The following is a 20,367-nucleotide window of genomic DNA, read 5'->3' on the forward strand; positions in this document are numbered from 1 at the left end:
CGCGCGATCGCGCCGGTGACGTCCGGAGAACGCACGCAGGGTCACGTCGTCCACAGGCCGGCCCGTCGTCCACCGCCCGAGCCGACCGCACCCCCGCTCTCCGATCGTGCGCGACCGTGCAGGGATGCAGTCCTGGGAACCGCCCGACCTGATCCTGCGCCGCACCGCCCTCGCCGACGGGTGGTCCGACGACGAGCTCGCCCGGCAGTTGCGCCGGGGGGAGCTGACGCGGCTACGACCCGGTGCCTACCTGCCCGTGGACACGACCCGTGACCCTGTCCGGAGGCACGCGACGCTGCTCGCGGCAACCCTCGCCGCACTCCGCAGGCCGGCGGTGGTGAGCCACCAGTCGGCGGCGGTGCTCCTCGGTCTGCCCCTGTGGGGCGTCCGGCTGGACCGTGTGCACGTCACCCGTCGGCCGCCGGCGTCGAGCGAGGTCGGGCGGCACCTCCGATGCCACGTCGCCGGCCTCGACGACGACGACGTCGTGGATGTGGGCGGCGTGGCGGTGACCAGCCCCGTGCGGACGGCCCTCGACCTTGCGCGGACACTGGCCTTCGAGCCGGCAGTCGTCGCGCTGGACGCCTGGCTCGGCCGGAAGCGGCTGGACCCGGTGCAGCTCGCCGAGCGGACGACCGGGCTCGGCCGGATGCCGGGAGCACGTGCCGCCGCCCGGGCGGTCCGGTTCGCGGACGGCCGGAGCGAGAGCGTCGGGGAGAGCCGGAGCCGGGTGCTGCTGCACCGGCTCGGACTGGCGCCGTCGACCCTGCAGCTGGAGATCCGCACCCCGGACGGCGGGCGGGTCGCCCGGGCGGACCTCGCCTGGGAGTCCGAGCGGGTGGTCGGTGAGTTCGACGGGCGGGTGAAGTACGGGCGTCTGCTCCGGGCGGGCCAGCAGCCCGGGGACGTCGTGTTCGAGGAGAAGCGCCGTGAGGACGCGATCCGCGACGAGGACTGGGGCGTGGTCCGCTGGACCTGGGCCGAGCTGCTTCCCGACGTGCTCGGACCACGGGTCCAGCGGGCGCTCGAACGCGGCCGGCGCCGGGCGTGACCTCACCCTGCGGGCGGTTTCCCGACGACCGGGGCGAGATCGCGCCGGCACCGTCGGGAGCGGGCCCGCACGGTCGCGGCGCCGGCTACTCGAAGGAGTGCTCGGGCCCGGGGAAGACCCCGCCGCGGACGTCGTCGGCGAACTCGGTGGCCGCCCGGACGAGCTCCGCGCGCAGCTCGGCGTACTTCTTCACGAACCTGGGCATGCGGCCGGCGTTGAGCCCGGCCATGTCGGTCCAGACCAGCACCTGGGCGTCGCAGTCGATGCCGGCGCCGATGCCCACGGTCGGGATGGCGAGCTCCTCGGTCACCCGGCCGGCGATCTCGGCCGGCACCATCTCCAGGACGACGGCGAACGCCCCGGCCTCCTGCACGGCGTGCGCGTCGGCCAGCAGCTGCTCGGCGCCCGCGCCTCGGCCCTGCACCCGGAAGCCACCGAGGGCGTGCTCGCTCTGCGGCGTGAAGCCGATGTGCGCCATCACCGGGATGCCTGACTCGGTGAGCAGCTTGATCTGGGGGGCGACCCGGACGCCGCCCTCGAGCTTGACCGCCTGCGCGCCGCCCTCCTTCATCAGGCGGACCGCGGTGTCGAACGCCTGCTGCGGGCCCGACTCGTAGGAGCCGAAGGGCATGTCGGCGACGATCAGCGCGCGCTTCGTGGAGCGGGTGACCGCCTTGGTCATGAAGAGGATGTCCTCGACCGTGACCGGCACCGTGCTGGTGTGGCCCATGACGACGTTGCCCGCGGAGTCGCCGACGAGCATGACGGGGATGCCGGCCTCCTCGAAGATGGCCGCGGCGTAGGTGTCGTAGGCGGTCAGCATCGCCCACTTCTCGCCCCGGGACTTCGCCTGCTGCAGGTGGTGGACCCGCACCCGCGAGGTCGACGTGCCGCCGTACAGCACCGATTCGGTCACGCTCTGCTCCCTGCTGGACTCGCGAGCTCGTTCACGACGCTCCTTCGCGGACGGTGGGCAGGGTCTCCCGCCACCGGTTGGTGATGGGCAGCCGCCGGTCGCGGCCGAACGCCTTGAGGCTGATCTTGGTGCCGGGCGCGGACTGGCGGCGCTTGAACTCGGCGGCGTCCACCAACCGGAGCACCCGCGCCACCACCTCGGCGTCGTGCCCGCGCTCCAGGAGCTGGGCCATGCCGAGGTCGCGGTCGACGTAGTCGGCGATGACCGCGTCGAGCTCGTCGTAGGAGGGCAGCGAGTCGCTGTCCTGCTGGCCGGGTGCGAGCTCCGCGGACGGCGGCTTCTCGATCGAGTTCGCGGGGATGGGCTCGGTCTCCCCGCGCCGCCGCGCCTCGGCGTTCCGCCAGCGGGCCAGCTCCCAGACCAGGGTCTTGGGCACGTCCTTGATGGGGGCGAACCCGCCCGCGGCGTCGCCGTAGAGCGTGGAGTAGCCGACGGCGACCTCGCTCTTGTTCGACGTCGCCAGCAGCAGGTGCCCGTGCTGGTTGGACAGCCCCATGAGCAGCGTGCCGCGCACGCGGGCCTGCAGGTTCTCCGCCGCGACCCCGGTGAGGTCGACCGACTTCTCGTAGGCCTCGACCATCGGCGCGATCGGGACGACGGAGTAGTGCATGCCCAGGCGCTTCGCCGAGTCCTCGGCGTCGGAGAGCGAGTGCTCGCTGGACCACTTCGAGGGCAGCCCGACGCCGTGCACCCGGTCGGCACCCAGCGCGTCGACGGCGAGCGCGGCGACCAGCGCCGAGTCGATGCCCCCGGACATGCCGAGCACCACCGAGGGCATGCCGTTCTTGTCGATGAAGTCCTCGAGGCCCAGCACGAGGGCGCGCCAGACCTCCTCGCAATCGCTGAGCGGCTCCACGATCGTGGCCGGCCGCGCCTCGAAGGCCGGCACGGGGTCCTCGCTCAGCACGTGACGGGTGACGGTCATCGGGCCGACCCGGCCCTCCCGCCGCTGCGGCACCGAACCGGGGTGCAGGTCCAGGTCGACGGTGAGCAGGTGCTCGACGAACTGCGGCGCGCGGGCCAGCAGCTCACCGGTGGGTGAGACCGCCATCGAGTCGCCGTCGAAGACCAGCTCGTCCTGCCCGCCCACCTGGTTGCAGTAGAGGATCGCCGCCCGCGCCTCGGCGGCCCGGCGCTGCACCAGCGGCAGCCGCAGGTCGTCCTTCGCCCGCTCGTAGGGGGAGGCGTTCGGGGAGACGACCAGGTCGACACCGGCCCCACCCGCGACGCCGCACGGGCCGCCCTCGACCCACAGGTCCTCGCAGACGGTGAGCGCGACGTCGACCCCGTGCAGCCGCACGACCGGCAGCTCGGTTCCCGGCACGAAGTAGCGGGCCTCGTCGAAGACGCCGTAGTTGGGCAGGTGCCGCTTGTAGTAGCGGGTGACGACGTCGCCGCCGTGCAGCAGCGCCGCCGCGTTGCGGGGGGCGCCCCGGCGGGGATTGGCGTCCGTCGGCCGGTCGTCGTCGGCGCCGGGGTCGTCGACCGGGGCCGGGCCCGCGCCGTGCGTGTGGGCCAGGTAGCCGACGACGACGGCGAGGTCCCCGAGGCCCTCGGCGGCCAGCCGGGCGGCCAGGTCCACCAGGGCCTGCTCGCTGGCGTGCGCGAAGGACTCCCGCAGCACCAGGTCCTCGGCCGGGTACCCGGTCAGCGTCATCTCCGGGAAGACGACGAGATGGGTGCCCGCCTCGGCAGCCTTCGCGGCCCACCGGACGACGAGGTCGCTGTTGCCCTCGATGTCGCCGACCCGGGTGTCGACCTGGGCGAGGGACACCCGCAACTGCACCGGCTGCTGTTCGGTCACGCGCCCATCCTCGTCGTCCACCAGGCACGACGGCCAGGTGGGGCCGCGACACGGCTGCCGGAAACCGTGTGGGCGTCGCCCGGACGAGGCAGGCTTGGGGCGACGTCACACTCCCGAAACGAGCGGACTGGATCATGGCGGGCATGGACCGACAGCAGGAGTTCGTCCTGCGCACCCTGGAAGAGCGCGACATCCGCTTCGTGCGGCTGTGGTTCACCGACGTCTCCGGCTACCTGAAGGCCGTCGCCGTGGCCCCGGCCGAGATCGAGGCGGCGTTCGCCGAGGGCATCGGCTTCGACGGCTCGGCGATCGAGGGCTTCGCCCGGGTCTACGAGTCGGACATGCTGGCCAAGCCCGACCCGGGCACCTTCCAGGTGATGCCGGCGACCAAGGGCGGGACCAGCGACACCGCGCGGATGTTCTGCGACATCACGCTGCCCGACGGCTCGCCGTCGTGGGCCGACCCGCGGCACGTGCTGCGGCGTGCGCTGGCCAAGGCCGCCGACATGGGGTTCACCTTCTACACGCACCCCGAGATCGAGTTCTTCCTGCTCAAGGACCTGCCGACCGACGGCACCCCGCCGCAGCCCGCCGACACCGGCGGCTACTTCGACCTGTCCACGCACAACGTGGCGCACGACTTCCGTCGCGAGGCGGTCTTCGCGCTGGAGGCCATGGGCATCTCGGTGGAGTTCAGCCACCACGAGGTCGCGCCCGGCCAGCAGGAGATCGACCTGCGCTACGCCGACGCCCTGTCGATGGCGGACAACATCATGACGCTGCGGCACGTCGTCCGTGAGGTGGCCCTGGCGCAGGACGTGCACGCCACCTTCATGCCCAAGCCGTTCACCGAGCTGGCCGGCTCGGCGATGCACACGCACCTCTCGCTGTTCGAGGGGGACCGCAACGCCTTCCACGACCCGGCCGACCCGATGCGGCTGTCGACGACCGGCAAGCAGTTCATCGCCGGGCTGCTCACCCACGCCCGCGAGGTCACCGCGATCACCAACCAGACGGTGAACTCCTACCGGCGGCTGCTCGCCGGCACCGAGGCCCCGACGGCGGCGACGTGGGGCCGGGCCAACCGCTCCGCGCTGGTCCGCCTGCCCAGCTACAAGCCGAGCAAGGCGCAGTCGGCCCGGGTCGAGGTCCGCTCGCCGGACTCCGCGTGCAACCCGTACCTGACCTTCGCCGTCCTGCTCGCCGCCGGTCTGCGCGGGATCGAGAAGGGCTACGAGCTGCCGCCGGAGGCCGAGGACGACGTCTGGTCGCTCACCGACACCGAGCGCCGCGCCGCCGGCTACGAGGACCTGCCGGTGAGCCTGGGCGAGGCGCTGACCGCGATGCAGGGCAGCGAGCTGGTCGCCGAGACGCTGGGCGAGCACGTGTTCGAGTTCTTCCTGCGCAACAAGTGGGAGGAGTTCAACTCCTACCGGCAGAACGTCACGCCGTTCGAGCTCCAGCGGTACCTGCCGGGCCTGTAGGAGGACCCCCCTCGCCCCCCGCGACGCGCTCCGCGACGCCGCGGGGCCCTGCGAGGGGGCCGTTCCATAAGCTCACCTCGTGGCCCGCCTGCTCGTCGTCGTCCCGAGCGAGACCGACCCGCCCGCGCGGTTGGGGGAGTGGCTGCGCGCCGCCGGTCTGGAGCTCGACGAGCGGCACGTGAGGCTGGGGGAGCAGCTGCCGGGGACCCTCGACGGGTTCGACGGGCTGGTGGTCCTCGGGGGTCCGCAGTCCTCGACGGACGACGAGGTGACCAGCCCCGAGCTGGTGGGCGTGCGCGCCCTGCTCCGGCAGGCGGTCGACGCCGACCTCCCCACCCTCGCCGTCTGCCTCGGCGCCCAGCTGCTGGCCCAGGTCGGCGGCGGGCGGACGCGCGTGGGAGCGGAGGGGCCCGAGGTCGGCGCCACGCTGGTGGCCAAGCGCGATGCCGCGGACGCCGATCCGCTGTTCGGGCCGCTGCCGCTCTCGCCCGACGTGATCCAGTGGCACCACGACGAGATCAGCGAGCTCCCGCCGGGCGCGACGCTGCTGGCGAGCAACCCGCACTACGCCCACCAGGCCTACCGGGTGGGCAGCGCCGTCTACGGGGTCCAGTTCCACATCGAGACCACGCCGCAGATGGTGCGCGGCTGGGCGGAGAAGGACCCGGTCGGGGTCGCGGCGAGCCCGCTGGACCTCGAGACGATCTGCGTCCGCGCGGCCGACGTGCACGACGACCTCGCCGAGATCTGGCAGCCCTTCGCCGGCCGGTTCGCCGGCCTCGTGCACGCCCGGACCGGGGCACCGGCGTGACGACGCCGCCCGCGGAGATCCCGCGCCCGGCGATCGTCCGCCTCGTGCGGTTCGGGTTCGGCGACGGCGAACGCGCCGCGCGGCTGCTGTCGGACCCGGCGCTCGGCCTGTGGGACCTCGGGCGCAACGAGCCGGCCGACCCCGAGGCCGGCCCCGTCGTGGCCGCGCTCGCCCGCGCCGGCGACCCGGACCTCGCCGTCCGTTCGCTGCACCGCCTGGTCGAGGCGCTGGACGAGGTGGACCCCGACGGCGGGGCAGCGGCCGCTCTGCTGGCCCGGCTCCGAGGGCCGGGTCATCTGCGCGCGCGGCTGGTGTCCGTGCTCGGTGCGAGCTCCGGGCTGGCCGACCACCTGGCCGCCAACCCCCTGGACTGGCAGGTCCTCGACGACGACCGGCACGGCCCCGCCCGACCCACCCCGAACGCGCTGCAGCGGCAGATGCTGGCCGCGGTGGGCGCCGATCCGGACGACCCGCCGTGGGGCGTCCGTCTGGGCAAGGGCGCCCCCGACGCCGGTCCCGAGCGGGTCGCCGCCCTCCGGCTGGCCTACCGGCGGGCCATCCTCTCCGTCGCCGGACGGGACCTCGGCGACGGGTTGCCGGCCGAGGAGGTCTCCGTCGAGCTCGCCGACATCGCGGCCGCGGTGCTGACCGCCGGGCTGGCCGTGGCGGTCGCGGAGCAGCCGGCCGACGCCGCCGCCTGCCGGTTGAGCGTCATCGCCCTCGGCAAGACCGGTGGCCGCGAGCTGAACTACGTCAGCGACGTCGACGTCGTCTTCGTCGCGGAGGCGGTGGACCCCGCCGACGCCGAGAGCGCGGCGCTGGCCAGCGCGACGAAGGTCGCCGCGGCGCTCATGCGGATCTGCCACGAGGCGGCATGGGAGGTCGATGCGGCGCTGCGCCCGGAGGGCAAGGCCGGCGCGCTGGTCCGCACGGTCGCCGGCCATGCGGCCTACTACGACCAGTGGGCGGACACCTGGGAGTTCCAGGCCCTGCTGAAGATGCGCCCGGTGGCCGGGGACCTCGATCTGGGCCGGGCCTACGTCGAGGCGCTGTGGCCGCTGGTGTGGAAGGCCGGCGACCGCCCCGGCTTCGTCGGCGAGGTGCAGGCGATGCGCCGCCGGGTCGAGGCCAACATCCCGCCGGCGCAGGCCGACCGCGAGCTCAAGCTCGGCCGTGGGGGGCTGCGCGACGTCGAGTTCGCCGTCCAGCTGCTGCAGATGGTGCACGGGCGGGCCGACGAGCGGCTCCGGGTGGGCGGCACCCTGCCGGCGCTGGCGGCGCTCTCGGACGGTGGGTACGTCGGCCGGGACGACGGCGCCACGCTGATCGCCTCCTACCGCTTCCTGCGCACCGTCGAGCACCGGCTCCAGCTGCTCCGCCTGCGCCGGACGCACCTCCTGCCCACCGACGAGCAGCAGCTGCGCTGGCTGGCGCGCTCGCTGGGCTACAAGCCCGACCACAGGGGCGACGCCGTCGACGTGCTGCGGGCCGAGCTGGCGCTGCACACCCGCGAGGTGCGCCGGCTGCACGAGAAGCTCTTCTACCGGCCCCTGCTCTCGGCGGTGGCCCGCGTGCCCGGCGAGCACCTGCACCTGGGCTCCAAGGCCGCCGGGGACTGGCTGCGGGCCCTGGGCTTCGCCGATCCCGACGGTGCGCTGCGGCACCTGGCCGCGCTGACCGGCGGCGTCTCCCGATCGGCGTCGATGCAGAAGTACCTGCTCCCCGTCCTGTTGCAGACCTTCGCCTCGTGCCCGAACCCCGACGCGGGACTGCTGGCCTACCGGCAGGTGAGCGAGGCCCTCGGCGGCAACCAGTGGTACCTGCGGCTGCTGCGCGACGAGGGCCAGGTCGTCGAGCGGCTGGCCCAGCTGCTGGGCTCCAGCCAGTACGTCGCGTCGCTGCTCACCCGGACGCCCGAGGCGCTGCGACTGCTCGCCGATGACGCCGAGCTCGAGCCGCGCGGCGCAGAGACGCTGACCAAGGCCTGGCGGCTGGCGGCCGGACGGGCCGCCGACCCGCAGGCCGGCATCCGGGTGGTGCGGGGTCTGCGCCGCCAGGAACTGCTGCGGATCGCCGCCGCCGACCTGCTCGGCCGCCTCGACGTGCACCGCGTGGGCCGGGCGCTGACCGACGTCGCCGTCGCCACGCTGCGGGCGGGCCTGGACGTCGCGCTGCGGGCGCACGCCGCCGAGGCGCGGGTCGACGTCGCCGAGCTCCCGATGGACCTCGCGGTCATCGGGATGGGCCGCCTCGGTGGGGCCGAGATGGGGTACGGCTCGGACGCCGACGTCCTCTTCGTGCACCGCACCCGTCCGGGTGCCGACGACACGTTGGCCACCGCCGCGGCCAACGCCGTCGCCCACGCGCTGCGCCGCCTCCTGGGGGAGCCGGCCCCGGACCCCGCCTTCGAGGTCGACGCCGACCTGCGCCCCGAGGGCCGGCAGGGGGCGCTGGTGCGCAGCCTGCCGGCGTTCCGCGAGTACTACCAGCGGTGGGTGTCGGTCTGGGAGGTGCAGGCGCTGCTGCGGGCGCTGCCGGTGGCGGGCGACGAGGAGCTGGGCGCGGAGTTCGTGGCCCTCGTCGACCCGATCCGCTACCCGGCCGAGGGGCTGAGCGCCGACCAGGTCGCCGAGATCCGCCGCATCAAGGCCCGGGTGGAGCGGGAGCGGCTGCCGCGCGGCGCGGACCCGGCGACGCACACGAAGCTCGGCCGGGGCGGTCTGGCCGACGTCGAGTGGACCGTGCAGCTGCTGCAGCTCCAGCACGCCGCCGGCACCGAGGGGCTGCGGGTCACCTCGACCGCCGGGGCGCTGGACGCGCTGGCCGCGAGCGGGCACCTCGACGCCGACCAGGCGGCGTCCCTGCGCGAGGCCTGGGAGCTGGCCACCCGCGCGCGGAACGCGGTCTTCCTGGTGCGCGGACGGCCGAGCGACCAGTTGCCACGGCCGGGGCTCGAGCTCGCCGGCGTCGCCCGGGCCTGCGGGTACGGCCCCGACCAGGACCCGGGTCAGTTCGTCGACGACTACCGCCGGACCACCCGGCACGCCCGGACGGTCGTGGAGCACGTGTTCTACGGCACCCCGGTGGCGGGCGGACCGAACGGGTGACCGGGCGTGTGAGCGAGCCGGACGCCGGGCAGGGGGACGACGTGTCCGCGCAGCCCGCCGAGGAGTCCCCGGCCGAGTCCCGCCGTTTCGACGAGGACCTGCCCACGGGGGAGCGGGGGAGCGGCACGACCATCACGCCGTACCGGGACGGGCCGCTCATCGTCCGCGGCGACTTCCGGCTGCTCGACCAGGACGGCGCCGAGATCGACCCCGGCCGGGAGACGATCGCCCTGTGCCGGTGCGGCAAGTCCGGCATCAAGCCGTTCTGCGACGGCTCGCACAAGCGGGCCGGCTTCTCCGCGCCCAGCGCGCCCAGCCGGCCCCGGCCCGCCGCGCAGCTCCGCCAGGAGGGCTGAGCGCGCAGCGGGCCGGGAGGCTCAGTGCGTCGTCTCGAAGGCGCGCGCCATCCGCACCTGCTCCTCGAGGATCTCGCCGATGCGGGCCTGGACGGTGTCCAGCTCGCCGATGACCTCGCTGGTGGCGTGGATGCCGTCGGAGACCGACTGGGTGCTCGCCTGGATCCCGGCGATCTGCTCGGAGACCTTGCTCGTCGCGTCCGCGGTCTCCCGGGCCAGTTCCTTGACCTCGTTGGCGACGACCGCGAAGCCCTTGCCCGACTCGCCGGCGCGCGCGGCCTCGATGGTGGCGTTGAGTGCGAGCAGGTTGGTCTGGTCGGCGATGGTGGAGATGATCCGGATGACGTCGCCGACGGCGGCCGAGGCGCTGGCCAGCGCCTGCACCTCCGTCGTCATCGACGAGGCCTTCCCGACTGCGCTGTCGGCCACCCGGCCGGCGTCGTCGGCGGCCTCGCGCAGCCGCGAGACGGTCTCGAGCAGCGCACGGGAGTTCTCGGCGTCGGCCTGGGCGCGACGCAGGATGTCCAGCCGCTGGGAGACCAGCTGCTGCACGTTGCGCAGCGCCGAGGCGCGGGAGTCGGACAGGTCGATGGTCTCGGTGACGAAGAAGTCCATCGTCCCCACGACCTTGCCGTCGCTCATGATCGGGAAGCACACGCCGGAGCGGACGCCGGCGCGGCCGGCGGCGGGCGCCCGCACGCAGTCGGTCACCTGGGCGAGGTCGCGCACGAAGACCAGGTCACGGGCGCGCCAGGCGCGGCCGGAGAGGCCGACACCCTCGGCGAAGCTGGCCGCGAGGGTGACCTTGCGGAACTCCTCGCCGGCCGAGCCGGACTCGCGCTGGAACTTGAGCACGTTCTCCTCGGGGTCCAACGCCCAGAAGGAGCCGTAGGCCCAGCCGAAGGCCTCGCGCACCGACTCCAGCGCCACCTGGAGGGCGGAGGACTCGTCGACCGCCTCGCCGACCTTGGCCACGACGTCGGTGACGGCGTTGCGGTCGTCCAGGTTCTCGCGCAGCGCCGCGGTGGTGAGCACGCTGCGCCGGGAGTGGGCGATCAGCCGCCCGAGTGCCTCCCACTTCTGCGCCCGGCCGCCGAAGAACGGCAGCGGGTTGCGGCTGTAGTACTCGAGGACGGCGGTGACCTTGGTGCCCTCGACCACGGGCAGGAAGCAGCCCTGCTGCGCGCCGGCGGCCCGGGCTGCGGCCCAGCGCAGGCAGTTCCCGGTGGACGTGCTGTCGTCCATGAGGACCGGGACGCGGCGGCGCAGCGCCTCGCCGCCGTAGCCGGCGCCCTCCACCATGGCCTCGCCGGGGGTCCACCGGTCGGCCATCGCCTGGGCGACCTCGCCCTCGGTCACCGCCAGCACGAACCCGCCCTGCCCGTTCGGCAGCCACGCGGCCCCGTAGGTGAGCCCCAGTGCGTCGACGAGCACGGCCATGATGCGGCGGTGCGCCTCGAGCTCGGTGGTGACGGTGTCGTCGAGCGCGTCGATCACCCGCTCCAGGGCCTCGACGTCCCTGGGCTGCTCGATGGGTGCCGCCACCGTCCGCCCCGTGTCGCGCCTGCGCATGGCGTTCCCCCCGTCGTCGCGACCGGCGCCCGTGCCGGTCTGCTCGCCAGGTGGTTTCGGCCGACAACGAGCCGATGTTGAGCCGTATCGAGAGGTCGGTCAGGCGGCCAGCGCGGGGTCGAGGCGGAGGGCCGACCGACCGGTCTCCCACGCTCCCAGGAGGTGACGGGCAGCGAGGCCGTCCATCGCCAGCGAGGCCGCGGCGCCGAAGAGGACGTCGGCGGCCAGCTCCGGTTCGGCCGAGACCAGCGAGCCGCACATGTCCACCGAGGCGATCTGCTCGTGGACGGCGTCGGCCTCCACGTGCTCGTCGTAGAAGACGGTCGTCCGCTCGTCGTAGCCCAGTCGCCGCAGCCCGGACGAGTAGCGCCGGCTGGGCTCGGAGGAGGTCATCTCGACCGCGGCCAGGTGGCCGAGGGCTGCTCCTCGCCACCGACGGTGCAGGCCGAAGAAGGACATGGTGTTGACCGACGCGAACGCGGCCGCGGGGGCCTCGTTCCACAGCGCGCCGTACCCGGCGTCGAGGTCGAGGTCGCGGAGCAGGCCCGCGAACAGCTCGCTGTGCATGCGGGCGGCGGACCCGCCGCCGTACTCGTCGGCCTGGATCTCGACCATCGCGGCCTTGGTCCGCCCGGAGAGCCGGGGGATCGCGAAGGTGTGCGGGTCGGCCTCCTTCAGGTGGTACACCGACCGGAGCGTGAGGTACTCCCGCCACTGCTCGAGGGTGCCCTGCTTGGCCATGTAGGAGGACAGCGACGGGCTGTCGTCCGCCTCGATCAGCGCGGTGATCTGCCGGTCGATCGGCTCGCCGGTGACCGTGACCGGACCGATCAGGCGGCGCAGCGACTCCAGGTGCCGGCGCTCCAGCGCCGCCCGGAGCCGGAGCAGCGTGGGGTCCCACTCCCAGTCCTCCGAGACGCTCTCGAAGCCGCGGTAGTGCAGCTCGTAGGCGATCGCCAGCGAGAGCTGCAGGTCGTCGTCGGTGAGGGCCCCGGACGGGACGGCGGCGACGCGCTCGGCGCACTCGAGGGTCGACGCGGAGAGGGCGGAGCGGGTGGCGAGGTCGCGAGCGAGGGCGTCGCTCAGCGGCCCCCGCGGATCGGGCAGGCGCATGATCGTCGTGGTGCCCCGCGGGACCGCCTTCGATGCACCGGTGGGTGTGATGTCCCCCGGGGGTAGGACGCCGTCATGACCTCGCTGCACGACCGAGTCGTCCTCGTCACCGGAGGCAGTGCCGGCATCGGCCGGGCCACCGTCGCCCGGCTGGCCGCCGAGGGGGCGCGCGTGGTGACCTGCGCCCGGCACGGCGACCGGCTGCGGGAGGCGGTCGGCCGCCTGCCCCGGGTGACGACGGTCGAGGCCGACGTCGCCGCCGCCGGGGACCGCGGGGCCCTGGTCGCGCGGGTGCTCGCCGAGCACGGACGCCTCGACGCGGTGGTGCACAACGCCGGGCTGGCCTGGGCGTCGCTGGTCGAGGACATGCCGGACGACGTGGTCGAGGGCGTCGTGGCCACCAATCTGACCGGGGTCGTCGAGCTGACCCGGCTGGCGCTGCCGCACCTGCTGGCCTCGGCGCGCGAGCGCGGGCGGGCCGACGTGCTGGCCGTCTCGTCGGTGGCCGCCTGGTCGCAGGTGCCGCCGCTGACCGTCTACTCGGCCACGAAGGCCGGCGTCGACGGCTTCCTGAAGGGCCTGCGCCGGGAGGTGACCGCCCGCGGCGTCCGCGTCCACTCGGTGAACCCGTTCTTCGTCTCGACCGAGTGGCTGGCCCGAGGGCACGGGCACCCGCCGGTGTCCGACGCCGACGCGCGCGGCCGGCTGTCCCGCGGCATCTCCCCGGACCGGGTGGCCGACGCCGTGGCCACCTGCCTGGGCGCGCCGCGGTCCCGGACGGTGGGCGTGCCGCGCTGGTCGGGGGTCGTCCGTCTCGGCGAGGTGACGCCGGTGAACCGGGCGCTCGACGCCGTGCTCTCCCGGAGCACCGGCGTGATCCGCCGGCTCGCCGCGCGTTCGGTCGACGAGCGGATCGGCTGACCCGACCGGGCGAACGTGCGCGGAACCGACGCCCCGGCTTGGCATGATCCCGGCGTGACCGGGACGACACCTGCCGTGGACCTGCACCGGACGACCGCGCGCACCTGGTGGACGGTGCTCGCCGCCGTGGTGGCGCTCTCGGTCGCCGGCGAGTTCGTGCTGACGCTCCTGGACCCGGCGGACGCGTCGGTCGGTGTCGGCGCGCGGATCGTGCGGTTCTTCAGCTACTTCACGGTGCAGAGCAACTTGCTGGTGCTCGCTGCGGTGCTGCCCCTGGTCCGCGACCCCTCGCACGACGGCCGGCTGTGGCGGGTGGTCCGGCTCGCCTCGCTGCTCGGCATCACGATCACCGGGATCGTCTACGCCGTCGTGCTAGCCCCGCTCTACGACCCGCAGGGCCTGCACGCCTGGACCAACGCCGGGGAGCACTACGTCTCGCCGGTGATGACGGTGCTCGGGTGGCTGCTGTTCGGGCCGCGCCCCCGCATCGCGTCCGGGGTGGTCGGCCGGGCGCTGCTCTGGCCGGTCGCCTGGATCGCCTGGATCCTCGCCCAGGGCACGGTCACGGACTGGTACCCCTACGACTTCATGGACGTCGCCGCGCACGGCTACGTGGTGGCCCTGCGCAACCTCGCCGTCGTCGTCCTGCTGGCGCTGGGCTTCCTGCTGCTCTTCGCGTTCGTCGACCGCCGCCTTCCCGCCACGGAGGAGCGCTCCGAGCTCCCGGTCACCACGGGCTGACCGGCGTGCCGCTGGAGTCCGGGGACGTCGTCGTCCGCCGCGTCGACGACGACGACTGGGCCGTGGTCGAGCCGCTGACCTACCGGGGCAGGCGCGACCGGTTCGTCGTGCCCGCCGGCTTCCTGACCGACTTCGCGACGGTGCCGCGGGTGGTCGTGTGGCTGGTTCCGCGGTTCGGCCGCTACACGGCCGCGGCGATCCTGCACGACTGGCTGTGCACCGAGGGCATCCGGAGCGGTGTGGTGACCTCGCGGGAGGCGGACGGCATCTTCCGGCGGGTCATGCGGGAGAACGGCGTGCCGGTGCTGCGCCGCTGGCTGATGTGGACCGGCGTGCGGTGGGGCGCCCTGGTCGACGCCGAGCGCCGGCCGGGGTGGGCGCACAGCGCGCCGGGCGTGCTCGGGATCTCGCTGCTGGCCGCCCCGGTGGTCGTCCCGCCGGCGCTGCTCATCGCCCTGGCTCTGCTCGTCTACGGGGCCGTCGAGGGGTTGGTCGGCATGCTCACCGGCGCGCCGTCGGACGAGGCGGCCTCGTTCCACAACTGACCCGTCCGGAAAACGGCGTGATCGCCGCGGCCCGGGTGCGTAGGTTGCCTCTCCGTGCCCGAGACCGACGCCACCTGGACCTGCGACCTCTGCGGAGGGATCGTTCCTCCCGGGGACGGGCCCCAGGGCGTGGGGTTGGAGGTCTCCGGCGCGGGGCCGGAGGGGGAGTGGGCGTACTGGGACGTCTGGTTCTGCTCGCAGCAGCACGCGGCGGAGTGGCTCGGCCGACCGCTGCCCCCGCCGCCGAGCCCCGACGGCGCGTCCCCGTCGACCACCTGGGGGGACCGCGCCGCGGCGACCGGCTGCGTGCTCCTGGTGCTCTGGGTGCTCGCGCTCACCCTGGTCGGTGCCTGGACCGTGGTGCGCTTCCTGCTGCACTGACCGTCGCTGGTCCCGGCCGCCGCAGACGTCGCCACCGCCCGCACACAGGGGAAGCCCGCGTCGGAGGGGGCGGCGCAACGGTCGTGCTGTCGACGTCGCCCGGCCCGCGTCGCACCCGGGGGCCGGGCCCGGACGCACCGCGGCCCCCGACCTGGCGAGCAGGTCGGGGGCCGCAGTGTCCGTCACACCATGCGAGGTCTAGATGTCGTAGTACATCGAGAACTCGTGCGGGTGCGGGCGGAGGCGGATCGGGTCGATCTCGTTGGCCCGCTTGTAGTCGATCCACGTCTCGATGAGGTCGGGGGTGAACACCCCGCCGTCGATGAGGTACTCGTGGTCGGTCTCGAGGTTGTCCAGAGCAGCGTCCAGCGAGGCCGGCACCTTCTCGATGCCGAGAGCCTCCTCGGGCGGCAGCTCGTAGAGGTCCTTGTCGACCGGGGCCGGCGGCTCGATCTTGTTCTTGATGCCGTCGAGGCCGGCCATCAGCATCGCCGAGAAGGCGAGGTAGGGGTTGGCCGACGGGTCGGGCACGCGGAACTCGATGCGCTTGGCCTTCGGGCTGTCGCCGGAGATCGGGATCCGGAGGCAGGCCGACCGGTTGCGCGCCGAGTAGACGAGGTTGATCGGGGCCTCGTAGCCGGGCACCAGGCGGTGGTAGCTGTTGACCGTCGGGTTGGTGAAGGCCAGCAGCGACGGGGCGTGGGCCAGCAGGCCGCCGATGTAGTGGCGGGCCGTGTCCGACAGGCCCGCGTAGCCGGTCTCGGCGTGGAAGAGCGGCTGCCCGTCCTTCCAGAGGCTCTGGTGGCAGTGCATGCCGGAGCCGTTGTCACCGAACAGCGGCTTGGGCATGAAGGTGGCGGTCTTGCCGGCGGCCCAGGCGGTGTTCTTGATGACGTACTTGAACAGCATCAGGCTGTCGGCCGACCGCAGCAGCGTGTCGAACTTGTAGTTGATCTCGGCCTGGCCACCGGTGCCCACCTCGTGGTGGCCGCGCTCCAGCTCGAGGCCGGCGCGGGTCAGGTTGAGCATCATGTCCGCGCGCAGGTCGCTCTGCTGGTCGTAGGGCTCGACCGGGAAGTAGCCACCCTTCGGGCGGGCCTTGTAGCCGCGGTTCGGGCTGCCGTCGAGCTCGGTCGCGGCCCCCGATCGCCAGGAGCCCTCTGCCGAGTCGATGTGGTAGTAGCCCTCGTTGATGCCGGTGTCGTACCGGACCGAGTCGAAGACGTAGAACTCGGCCTCGGGGCCGAAGTACGCGGTGTCGGCGATGCCGGAGCTGGCCAGGTAGGCCTCGGCCTTCTTCGCCACGTTGCGCGGGTCGCGGCTGTAGGCCTCACGCGTGATCGGGTCGTGGATGAAGAAGTTGACGTTCAGCGTCTTGTGCTTGCGGAACGGGTCCACGAAGGCGCTGTTGGCGTCGGGCAGCAGCAGCATGTCCGACTCGTTGATCGCCTGGAACCCGCGGATCGAGGAGCCGTCGAAGCCCAGGCCCTCGCTGAAGGTGTCCTCGCCGAACGTCGACGCAGGGATGGTGAAGTGCTGCATGACGCCGGGCAGGTCGCAGAAGCGGACGTCGACGAACTCGACGTCGTTGTCGCGGATGTAGGCGGCGACCTCGTCGGGACTGTTGAACATCGATCCTCCGGGAGTGGGCGGACGGCCGAACGGCACGCTACGAGCGGGGAGTTGCCCTGCGGTGTCCCGATTGTTTCGGGGCGGTAACAACACGCCGGGCGAACGGCCCCCTGGTGCGCCCCCGTCGCGCTGTCGAACGCGCGGCGGGCTCGGGCTCCGGTCTCAGTACGCTGGTGGTCATGGTCAGGGATGTCGATCAAGCCTCTCAGGCCCCGGCCCGCGGCGCCTCTCTGGGGCTGCCGGCGGACGGGACGGGGTCGCTGGCCTCGTTCAGCTCGCGGGCCGGCGGCTACGTGATCGACGCCCTGCTGTCGGCCGGGATCGCCTGGGCGTTCACCGCTCCGGCGCCACCCGGCAACACGAGCCTGCTGGTCTTCTTCGCGCTGACCACGCTCTCCCTCGCACTGGTCGGGCAGACCCCGGGTCACCGGCTCATGGGCCTGCGCCTGGCCCACCCGACGCCCGGAACCCGCCTGGCGCCGTGGCGGGCGGTCGTCCGGACGGCGCTGCTCACCCTGCTCGTGCCCGCGCTGATCACCGACGCCGACGGGCGCGGCCTGCACGACCGCCTGACGAAGACCGCCGTCGTCCGCGCCTGAACATGCGGGACCGGCGCCGCCGGACCGCCCCGGGAACGACGAAGGGCCCCGTCCGGTCGGACGGGGCCCTTCCTCGCGAGACGGTGCTCAGCCGCGGCGGCGGACCTGGCGCTGGCTGATCGACATCTGACGGCCACCCGGCAGCGGGCCACCCGGGACCGGCATCCGGGCGCCACCGAGGGCGGCGACCCGGCGGCCGAGGCTGTTGAGCTCGGCGGCCGACAGGTTGCGGGGCAGCTTCATCACGTGGGTGTTGAGCTTCTTGAACGGCACCTGGCCCTCGCCGTCACCGACGACGACGTCGTAGATCGGGGCGTCGCCGACGACGCGGGCGATCTTCTTCTTCTCCTGCGCGATCAGCCCGCGGACCCGCTGGGGTGAGCCCTCGCCGACCAGGATCACGCCCGGGCGACCGAGCACCCGGTGCACGGCGTCGAGCTGCGGCGTGCCGGCGACCCCGGCGGTGACCCGCCAGTCACCGCGCATGTTCTCCAGCACCCACGCGGCGGCGCCCGGCTGCCCCTCGACCTGCCGGTACGCCGAGCCCTGGGCCCGCCGACCGAACACGATGAGCGCCGCCAGGGCACCCAGGATGATCGCCAGCGGGAGGAAGATGAAGGGCGAGTCGAGGAGGATGCCGATCAGCTCGACCACGGCGAACACCACGACGAACGCGATGAGCATGACCCAGGGGAGCTTCGGGTCGTTCTGACGCGTGAGCGTGTAGGCCTGCTTCATCAGCCGGCCGTTGTTGCCGAGCTTCTTCAGCCGCCCGACCTTGGGCTCGCCGTTCTTGCCGGCCTTCGCCCCCGACGCGGTCGCGCCCGCGGGCGCCTTGCCGCCCTTGCCGGGTGCCGTCTGGTCCGAGGACTTGCTGCGTGCCATGCCCCCAGCTTAGTTAAAGGACCCGCTGCCCCCCACCACTCGCAGGCTCGTGGCGGGCCCCTGCAGCGGGCCGAGGGACGAAATCAGACCGTTGGAGTGAGGCCTCGGGCCTCGATCGCCTGCTGGTAGAGGCGGCCGGCGCGGTAGGAGCTGCGGACCAGGGGGCCGGCCAGGACGCCGGGGAACCCGATCGCCTCGGCGTCGGCCTGGAACTGCACGAACTCCTCGGGCTTCACCCAGCGGACGACGGGGTGGTGCCGCGGCGAGGGGCGCAGGTACTGGGTGATCGTCAGCAGGTCGCAGCCGGCCTCGTGCAGGGCGCGCATCGTCTCGACGACCTCCTCCGGCTCCTCGCCCATGCCCAGGATCAGGTTGGACTTGGTCACCAGCCCTGCCTCGCGGGCCGCGGTGAGAACGGCAAGCGACCGCTCGAACCGGAAGCCGGGCCGGATCCGCTTGAAGATGCGGGGCACCGTCTCCACGTTGTGCGCCAGCACCTCGGGCCGGGACGAGAACACCTCGGCGAGCTGGTCGGGGTCGGCGTTGAAGTCGGGGATGAGCAGCTCCACGCCGCAGCCGGGGAGGGCGGCGTGGATCTGCCGCACCGTCTCCGCGTACAGCCAGGCGCCGCCGTCGGGCAGGTCGTCCCGGGCGACGCCGGTGACCGTGGCGTACTTCAGCCCCATGGTGGCCACGCTCTCGGCCACCCGGCGCGGCTCGTCACGGTCGAAGTCGGCCGGCTTGCCGGTGTCGATCTGGCAGAAGTCGCACCGGCGGGTGCACTGGTCACCACCGATGAGGAACGTCGCCTCCCGGTCCTCCCAGCACTCGTAGATGTTGGGGCAGCCCGCCTCCTCGCACACCGTGTGCAGACCCTCGCGGCGCACCAGCGACTTCAGCTCGGTGTACTCCGGACCGGTCTTGAGCCGGGTCTTGATCCACTCGGGCTTGCGCTCGATCGGCACCTGGCTGTTGCGCACCTCGAGGCGGAGCAGCTTGCGGCCGGCCGGCTCGAGCGGGGAGCCCGACGAGGATGCGGGAGCGGCCGTCTCACTCATGCCGCCCACGGTACCCGCGCAGACGACGCCGCCCCTGTCGCGAGAGGCGACAGGGGCGGCGTGGTGGGGGTGGGTGTGACGCGTCAGACCTGCTTGTCGGCCGGTCCGGCGGTCGGGCCCTGGTCGGAGCCACCGCCGGAGCTGAACGGCTCCGGCGTCTGCTGGATGTCCTCATCGGCATCGGCCGGTCCGTCGCCCTCGACGAGCTCGGCGTCCCGGACGCCCATGTCGGACTCGGCGGGGGCGGAGTCGCCGGCCACGAACTGTGCGTCGGAGACGGTCTTGCCGGAGTCGCTCGGGGAGCTGGGCACGGGGTCCTCTCGGTAGCTGGGCACCGGGCCGTCACCGGCCGGGGCGGGGGTCCACTCGTCGGTCTTCGACCGGCGGAGCAGGACGAAGGCGGCCGTACCCACCGCGGCGAGCACGAACACCCACGGCCAGCGGCGCGGCTCGGGCTCGACGCCGACCCGGCGCTTGACCGTCTTCGCCGTGGCCTTGGCCGCCTTCTCGAACTCGCGGTGCTTCTTGCCCGCCTTCTTGCGCGCCTTCTTGGCAGCCTTGCGGGCCTTGCGGCCGGACTCGGCGGCGGCCGCGGCCAGCTCGGCGCGCCGGGCGTCGAGCTCGCTGCGGGCGCTGTCCACGCCGGCGATCAGGGTCTCGCGGGCGCTGTCCAGCGCCGGCGCCACCGCCTCGCGGGCCGCGACCACACGCGGGGCGGCGTAGGCCAGGGCCGCGGCCTGGGCGGCGGTCACCCGCGGCGCCACGTCGTCCTCCAGGGCCTTGCGGGCCGCCTTCTGCGCGGCCGCCACCCGGGGGGCGACGTCGTCGCGGAGGGCCTTCTGCGCGGCCTCGACCCGGGGGCCGAGATCGGCGGCCGCACGGCTGGCGGCTGCCTGGGCTGCGACGGCAGCGGCGGCGACCTTCGGCGCCGCGGCGTCACGGGCCGCCTCGAGCCGGGGGGCCACCGCGTCGCGCGCGGCCTCGAACCGCGGGGCGAGCGTGTCGCGGGCGCCGGCCACCGCCGGGGCGGCGACCGCGGCAGCGGCGGCCACCTTCGGCGCGACCGCGCGCTGGGCCGCCTCGAGCGCCGGGCCCGCCGCCTCCCGCGCCGCCACGACCCGCGGGCCGAGCTGCTCGGCGGCGAGGCGCCCGGCCTCGCTGGCGGCGACCCCGATGTGGGCGAGACCCTCCTGGAGCTCGGCGCCGATGACCTGACCACGCGTCTTCTTGCGGAACACGAGCTGCACCTCCGAGTTGATCGTCTCGCGAGCATCCTGCCCGGTCGCGGCGGTGCCCACACCCCGAGGCCGCAGGTCGGTGCGCGATCGGAC

Annotated in this window: 18 protein-coding genes; 10 read left to right on the forward strand and 8 right to left on the reverse strand. The window is 73.9% G+C overall.

Annotated features, from left to right (window positions below; all coding sequences use genetic code 11):
* The first annotated feature begins 124 nt into the window (after positions 1-124).
* A complete protein-coding gene (locus tag DQ237_RS13330) occupies positions 125-1,051 on the forward strand; it encodes a hypothetical protein (protein WP_113800629.1) in 927 nt (308 codons plus the stop codon).
* An 85-nt stretch (positions 1,052-1,136) separates the two neighbouring features.
* On the opposite strand, the gene panB is transcribed toward DQ237_RS13330, so the two are convergent.
* Both panB and DQ237_RS13340 read right to left on the reverse strand, forming a co-directional pair.
* Positions 1,137-1,967, reverse strand: coding sequence for a 3-methyl-2-oxobutanoate hydroxymethyltransferase (panB, locus tag DQ237_RS13335; protein WP_113800630.1), 831 nt, complete (start codon positions 1,965-1,967; stop codon positions 1,137-1,139).
* A gap of 31 nt (positions 1,968-1,998) precedes the next feature.
* Positions 1,999-3,831, reverse strand: coding sequence for an NAD+ synthase (locus DQ237_RS13340; protein WP_205730209.1), 1,833 nt, complete (start codon positions 3,829-3,831; stop codon positions 1,999-2,001).
* 143 nt (positions 3,832-3,974) lie between these two features.
* Between DQ237_RS13340 and DQ237_RS13345 the strand changes: the two genes are divergently transcribed.
* The 4 genes from DQ237_RS13345 to DQ237_RS13360 all read left to right on the forward strand — a co-directional run bounded on the left by DQ237_RS13345 (position 3,975) and on the right by DQ237_RS13360 (position 9,589).
* Positions 3,975-5,315, forward strand: a complete 1,341-nt coding sequence (locus DQ237_RS13345; RefSeq protein ID WP_113800794.1) for a glutamine synthetase family protein — start codon at positions 3,975-3,977, stop codon at positions 5,313-5,315.
* Between the two features lie 79 nt (positions 5,316-5,394).
* Positions 5,395-6,126: a type 1 glutamine amidotransferase gene (locus tag DQ237_RS13350; RefSeq protein ID WP_113800631.1), complete on the forward strand. Its 732-nt coding sequence runs from the start codon at positions 5,395-5,397 to the stop codon at positions 6,124-6,126.
* The gene (locus tag DQ237_RS13355) at positions 6,123-9,233 is read left to right on the forward strand and encodes a bifunctional [glutamine synthetase] adenylyltransferase/[glutamine synthetase]-adenylyl-L-tyrosine phosphorylase (RefSeq protein WP_205730210.1); all 3,111 of its coding nucleotides are present in this window, start codon (positions 6,123-6,125) and stop codon (positions 9,231-9,233) included. Before DQ237_RS13350 ends, DQ237_RS13355 begins: the two co-directional genes overlap by 4 nt.
* A gap of 8 nt (positions 9,234-9,241) precedes the next feature.
* Positions 9,242-9,589 carry a CDGSH iron-sulfur domain-containing protein gene (locus tag DQ237_RS13360; protein WP_240619617.1) on the forward strand — a complete coding sequence of 116 codons (348 nt, stop codon included), beginning with the start codon at positions 9,242-9,244 and terminating at the stop codon, positions 9,587-9,589.
* Between the two features lie 21 nt (positions 9,590-9,610).
* Here the strand turns inward: DQ237_RS13360 and DQ237_RS13365 are convergent, their stop codons facing one another.
* Both DQ237_RS13365 and DQ237_RS13370 read right to left on the reverse strand, forming a co-directional pair.
* Entirely contained in the window at positions 9,611-11,134 is a 1,524-nt protein-coding gene (locus DQ237_RS13365; protein ID WP_369832217.1) for a methyl-accepting chemotaxis protein, read from the reverse strand.
* Positions 11,135-11,260: 126 nt separating this feature from the next.
* On the reverse strand, positions 11,261-12,274 hold the full coding sequence (locus DQ237_RS13370; RefSeq protein WP_113800633.1) for an iron-containing redox enzyme family protein: 1,014 nt from the start codon (positions 12,272-12,274) through the stop codon (positions 11,261-11,263).
* Positions 12,275-12,349: 75 nt separating this feature from the next.
* Here DQ237_RS13370 and DQ237_RS13375 point away from each other — a divergent pair, with 75 nt between their 5' ends.
* Genes DQ237_RS13375 through DQ237_RS13390 form a run of 4 tightly spaced genes read left to right on the forward strand, consistent with a single transcriptional unit; the run spans position 12,350 to position 14,862 of the window.
* Entirely contained in the window at positions 12,350-13,195 is an 846-nt protein-coding gene (locus tag DQ237_RS13375) for an SDR family oxidoreductase (protein WP_113800634.1), read from the forward strand.
* A gap of 54 nt (positions 13,196-13,249) precedes the next feature.
* Positions 13,250-13,936, forward strand: a complete 687-nt coding sequence (locus tag DQ237_RS13380; protein WP_205730211.1) for a Pr6Pr family membrane protein — start codon at positions 13,250-13,252, stop codon at positions 13,934-13,936.
* A gap of 5 nt (positions 13,937-13,941) precedes the next feature.
* Positions 13,942-14,481: a DUF1353 domain-containing protein gene (locus DQ237_RS13385; RefSeq protein ID WP_113800636.1), complete on the forward strand. Its 540-nt coding sequence runs from the start codon at positions 13,942-13,944 to the stop codon at positions 14,479-14,481.
* A 54-nt stretch (positions 14,482-14,535) separates the two neighbouring features.
* Positions 14,536-14,862 (forward strand): hypothetical protein, encoded by a 327-nt coding sequence (locus DQ237_RS13390; protein ID WP_147251813.1) that lies wholly within the window; start codon positions 14,536-14,538, stop codon positions 14,860-14,862.
* A gap of 198 nt (positions 14,863-15,060) precedes the next feature.
* On the opposite strand, the gene glnA is transcribed toward DQ237_RS13390, so the two are convergent.
* The gene (glnA, locus tag DQ237_RS13395; RefSeq protein ID WP_113800638.1) at positions 15,061-16,494 is read right to left on the reverse strand and encodes a type I glutamate--ammonia ligase; all 1,434 of its coding nucleotides are present in this window, start codon (positions 16,492-16,494) and stop codon (positions 15,061-15,063) included.
* Positions 16,495-16,673: 179 nt separating this feature from the next.
* Here glnA and DQ237_RS13400 point away from each other — a divergent pair, with 179 nt between their 5' ends.
* A complete protein-coding gene (locus DQ237_RS13400; protein WP_113800797.1) occupies positions 16,674-17,093 on the forward strand; it encodes an RDD family protein in 420 nt (139 codons plus the stop codon).
* Positions 17,094-17,180: 87 nt separating this feature from the next.
* Here the strand turns inward: DQ237_RS13400 and DQ237_RS13405 are convergent, their stop codons facing one another.
* From DQ237_RS13405 to DQ237_RS13415, 3 genes are all read right to left on the reverse strand, one after another.
* Positions 17,181-17,978 carry a DUF4191 domain-containing protein gene (locus tag DQ237_RS13405; protein ID WP_113800639.1) on the reverse strand — a complete coding sequence of 266 codons (798 nt, stop codon included), beginning with the start codon at positions 17,976-17,978 and terminating at the stop codon, positions 17,181-17,183.
* Between the two features lie 83 nt (positions 17,979-18,061).
* On the reverse strand, positions 18,062-19,036 hold the full coding sequence (lipA, locus tag DQ237_RS13410) for a lipoyl synthase (protein ID WP_113800640.1): 975 nt from the start codon (positions 19,034-19,036) through the stop codon (positions 18,062-18,064).
* Between the two features lie 83 nt (positions 19,037-19,119).
* On the reverse strand, positions 19,120-20,274 hold the full coding sequence (locus tag DQ237_RS13415; protein ID WP_166509611.1) for a hypothetical protein: 1,155 nt from the start codon (positions 20,272-20,274) through the stop codon (positions 19,120-19,122).
* Positions 20,275-20,367 lie beyond the last annotated feature (93 nt).

The organism is Blastococcus sp. TF02-8 (genome assembly GCF_003319175.1).
Lineage (GTDB): Bacteria > Actinomycetota > Actinomycetes > Mycobacteriales > Geodermatophilaceae > Blastococcus.

What these genes read in the sequence shown, in the direction of transcription:
- DQ237_RS13400 (WP_113800797.1), top strand. Translation starts at nt 16,674, where the DNA reads ATGGTCAGGGATGTCGATCAAGCCTCTCAGGCCCCGGCCCGCGGCGCC.
- lipA (WP_113800640.1), bottom strand. Translation starts at nt 19,036, where the DNA reads ATGAGTGAGACGGCCGCTCCCGCATCCTCGTCGGGCTCCCCGCTCGAG.
- DQ237_RS13345 (WP_113800794.1), top strand. Translation starts at nt 3,975, where the DNA reads ATGGACCGACAGCAGGAGTTCGTCCTGCGCACCCTGGAAGAGCGCGAC.
- DQ237_RS13370 (WP_113800633.1), bottom strand. Translation starts at nt 12,274, where the DNA reads ATGCGCCTGCCCGATCCGCGGGGGCCGCTGAGCGACGCCCTCGCTCGC.
- glnA (WP_113800638.1), bottom strand. Translation starts at nt 16,494, where the DNA reads ATGTTCAACAGTCCCGACGAGGTCGCCGCCTACATCCGCGACAACGAC.
- DQ237_RS13405 (WP_113800639.1), bottom strand. Translation starts at nt 17,978, where the DNA reads ATGGCACGCAGCAAGTCCTCGGACCAGACGGCACCCGGCAAGGGCGGC.
- DQ237_RS13375 (WP_113800634.1), top strand. Translation starts at nt 12,350, where the DNA reads ATGACCTCGCTGCACGACCGAGTCGTCCTCGTCACCGGAGGCAGTGCC.
- DQ237_RS13330 (WP_113800629.1), top strand. Translation starts at nt 125, where the DNA reads ATGCAGTCCTGGGAACCGCCCGACCTGATCCTGCGCCGCACCGCCCTC.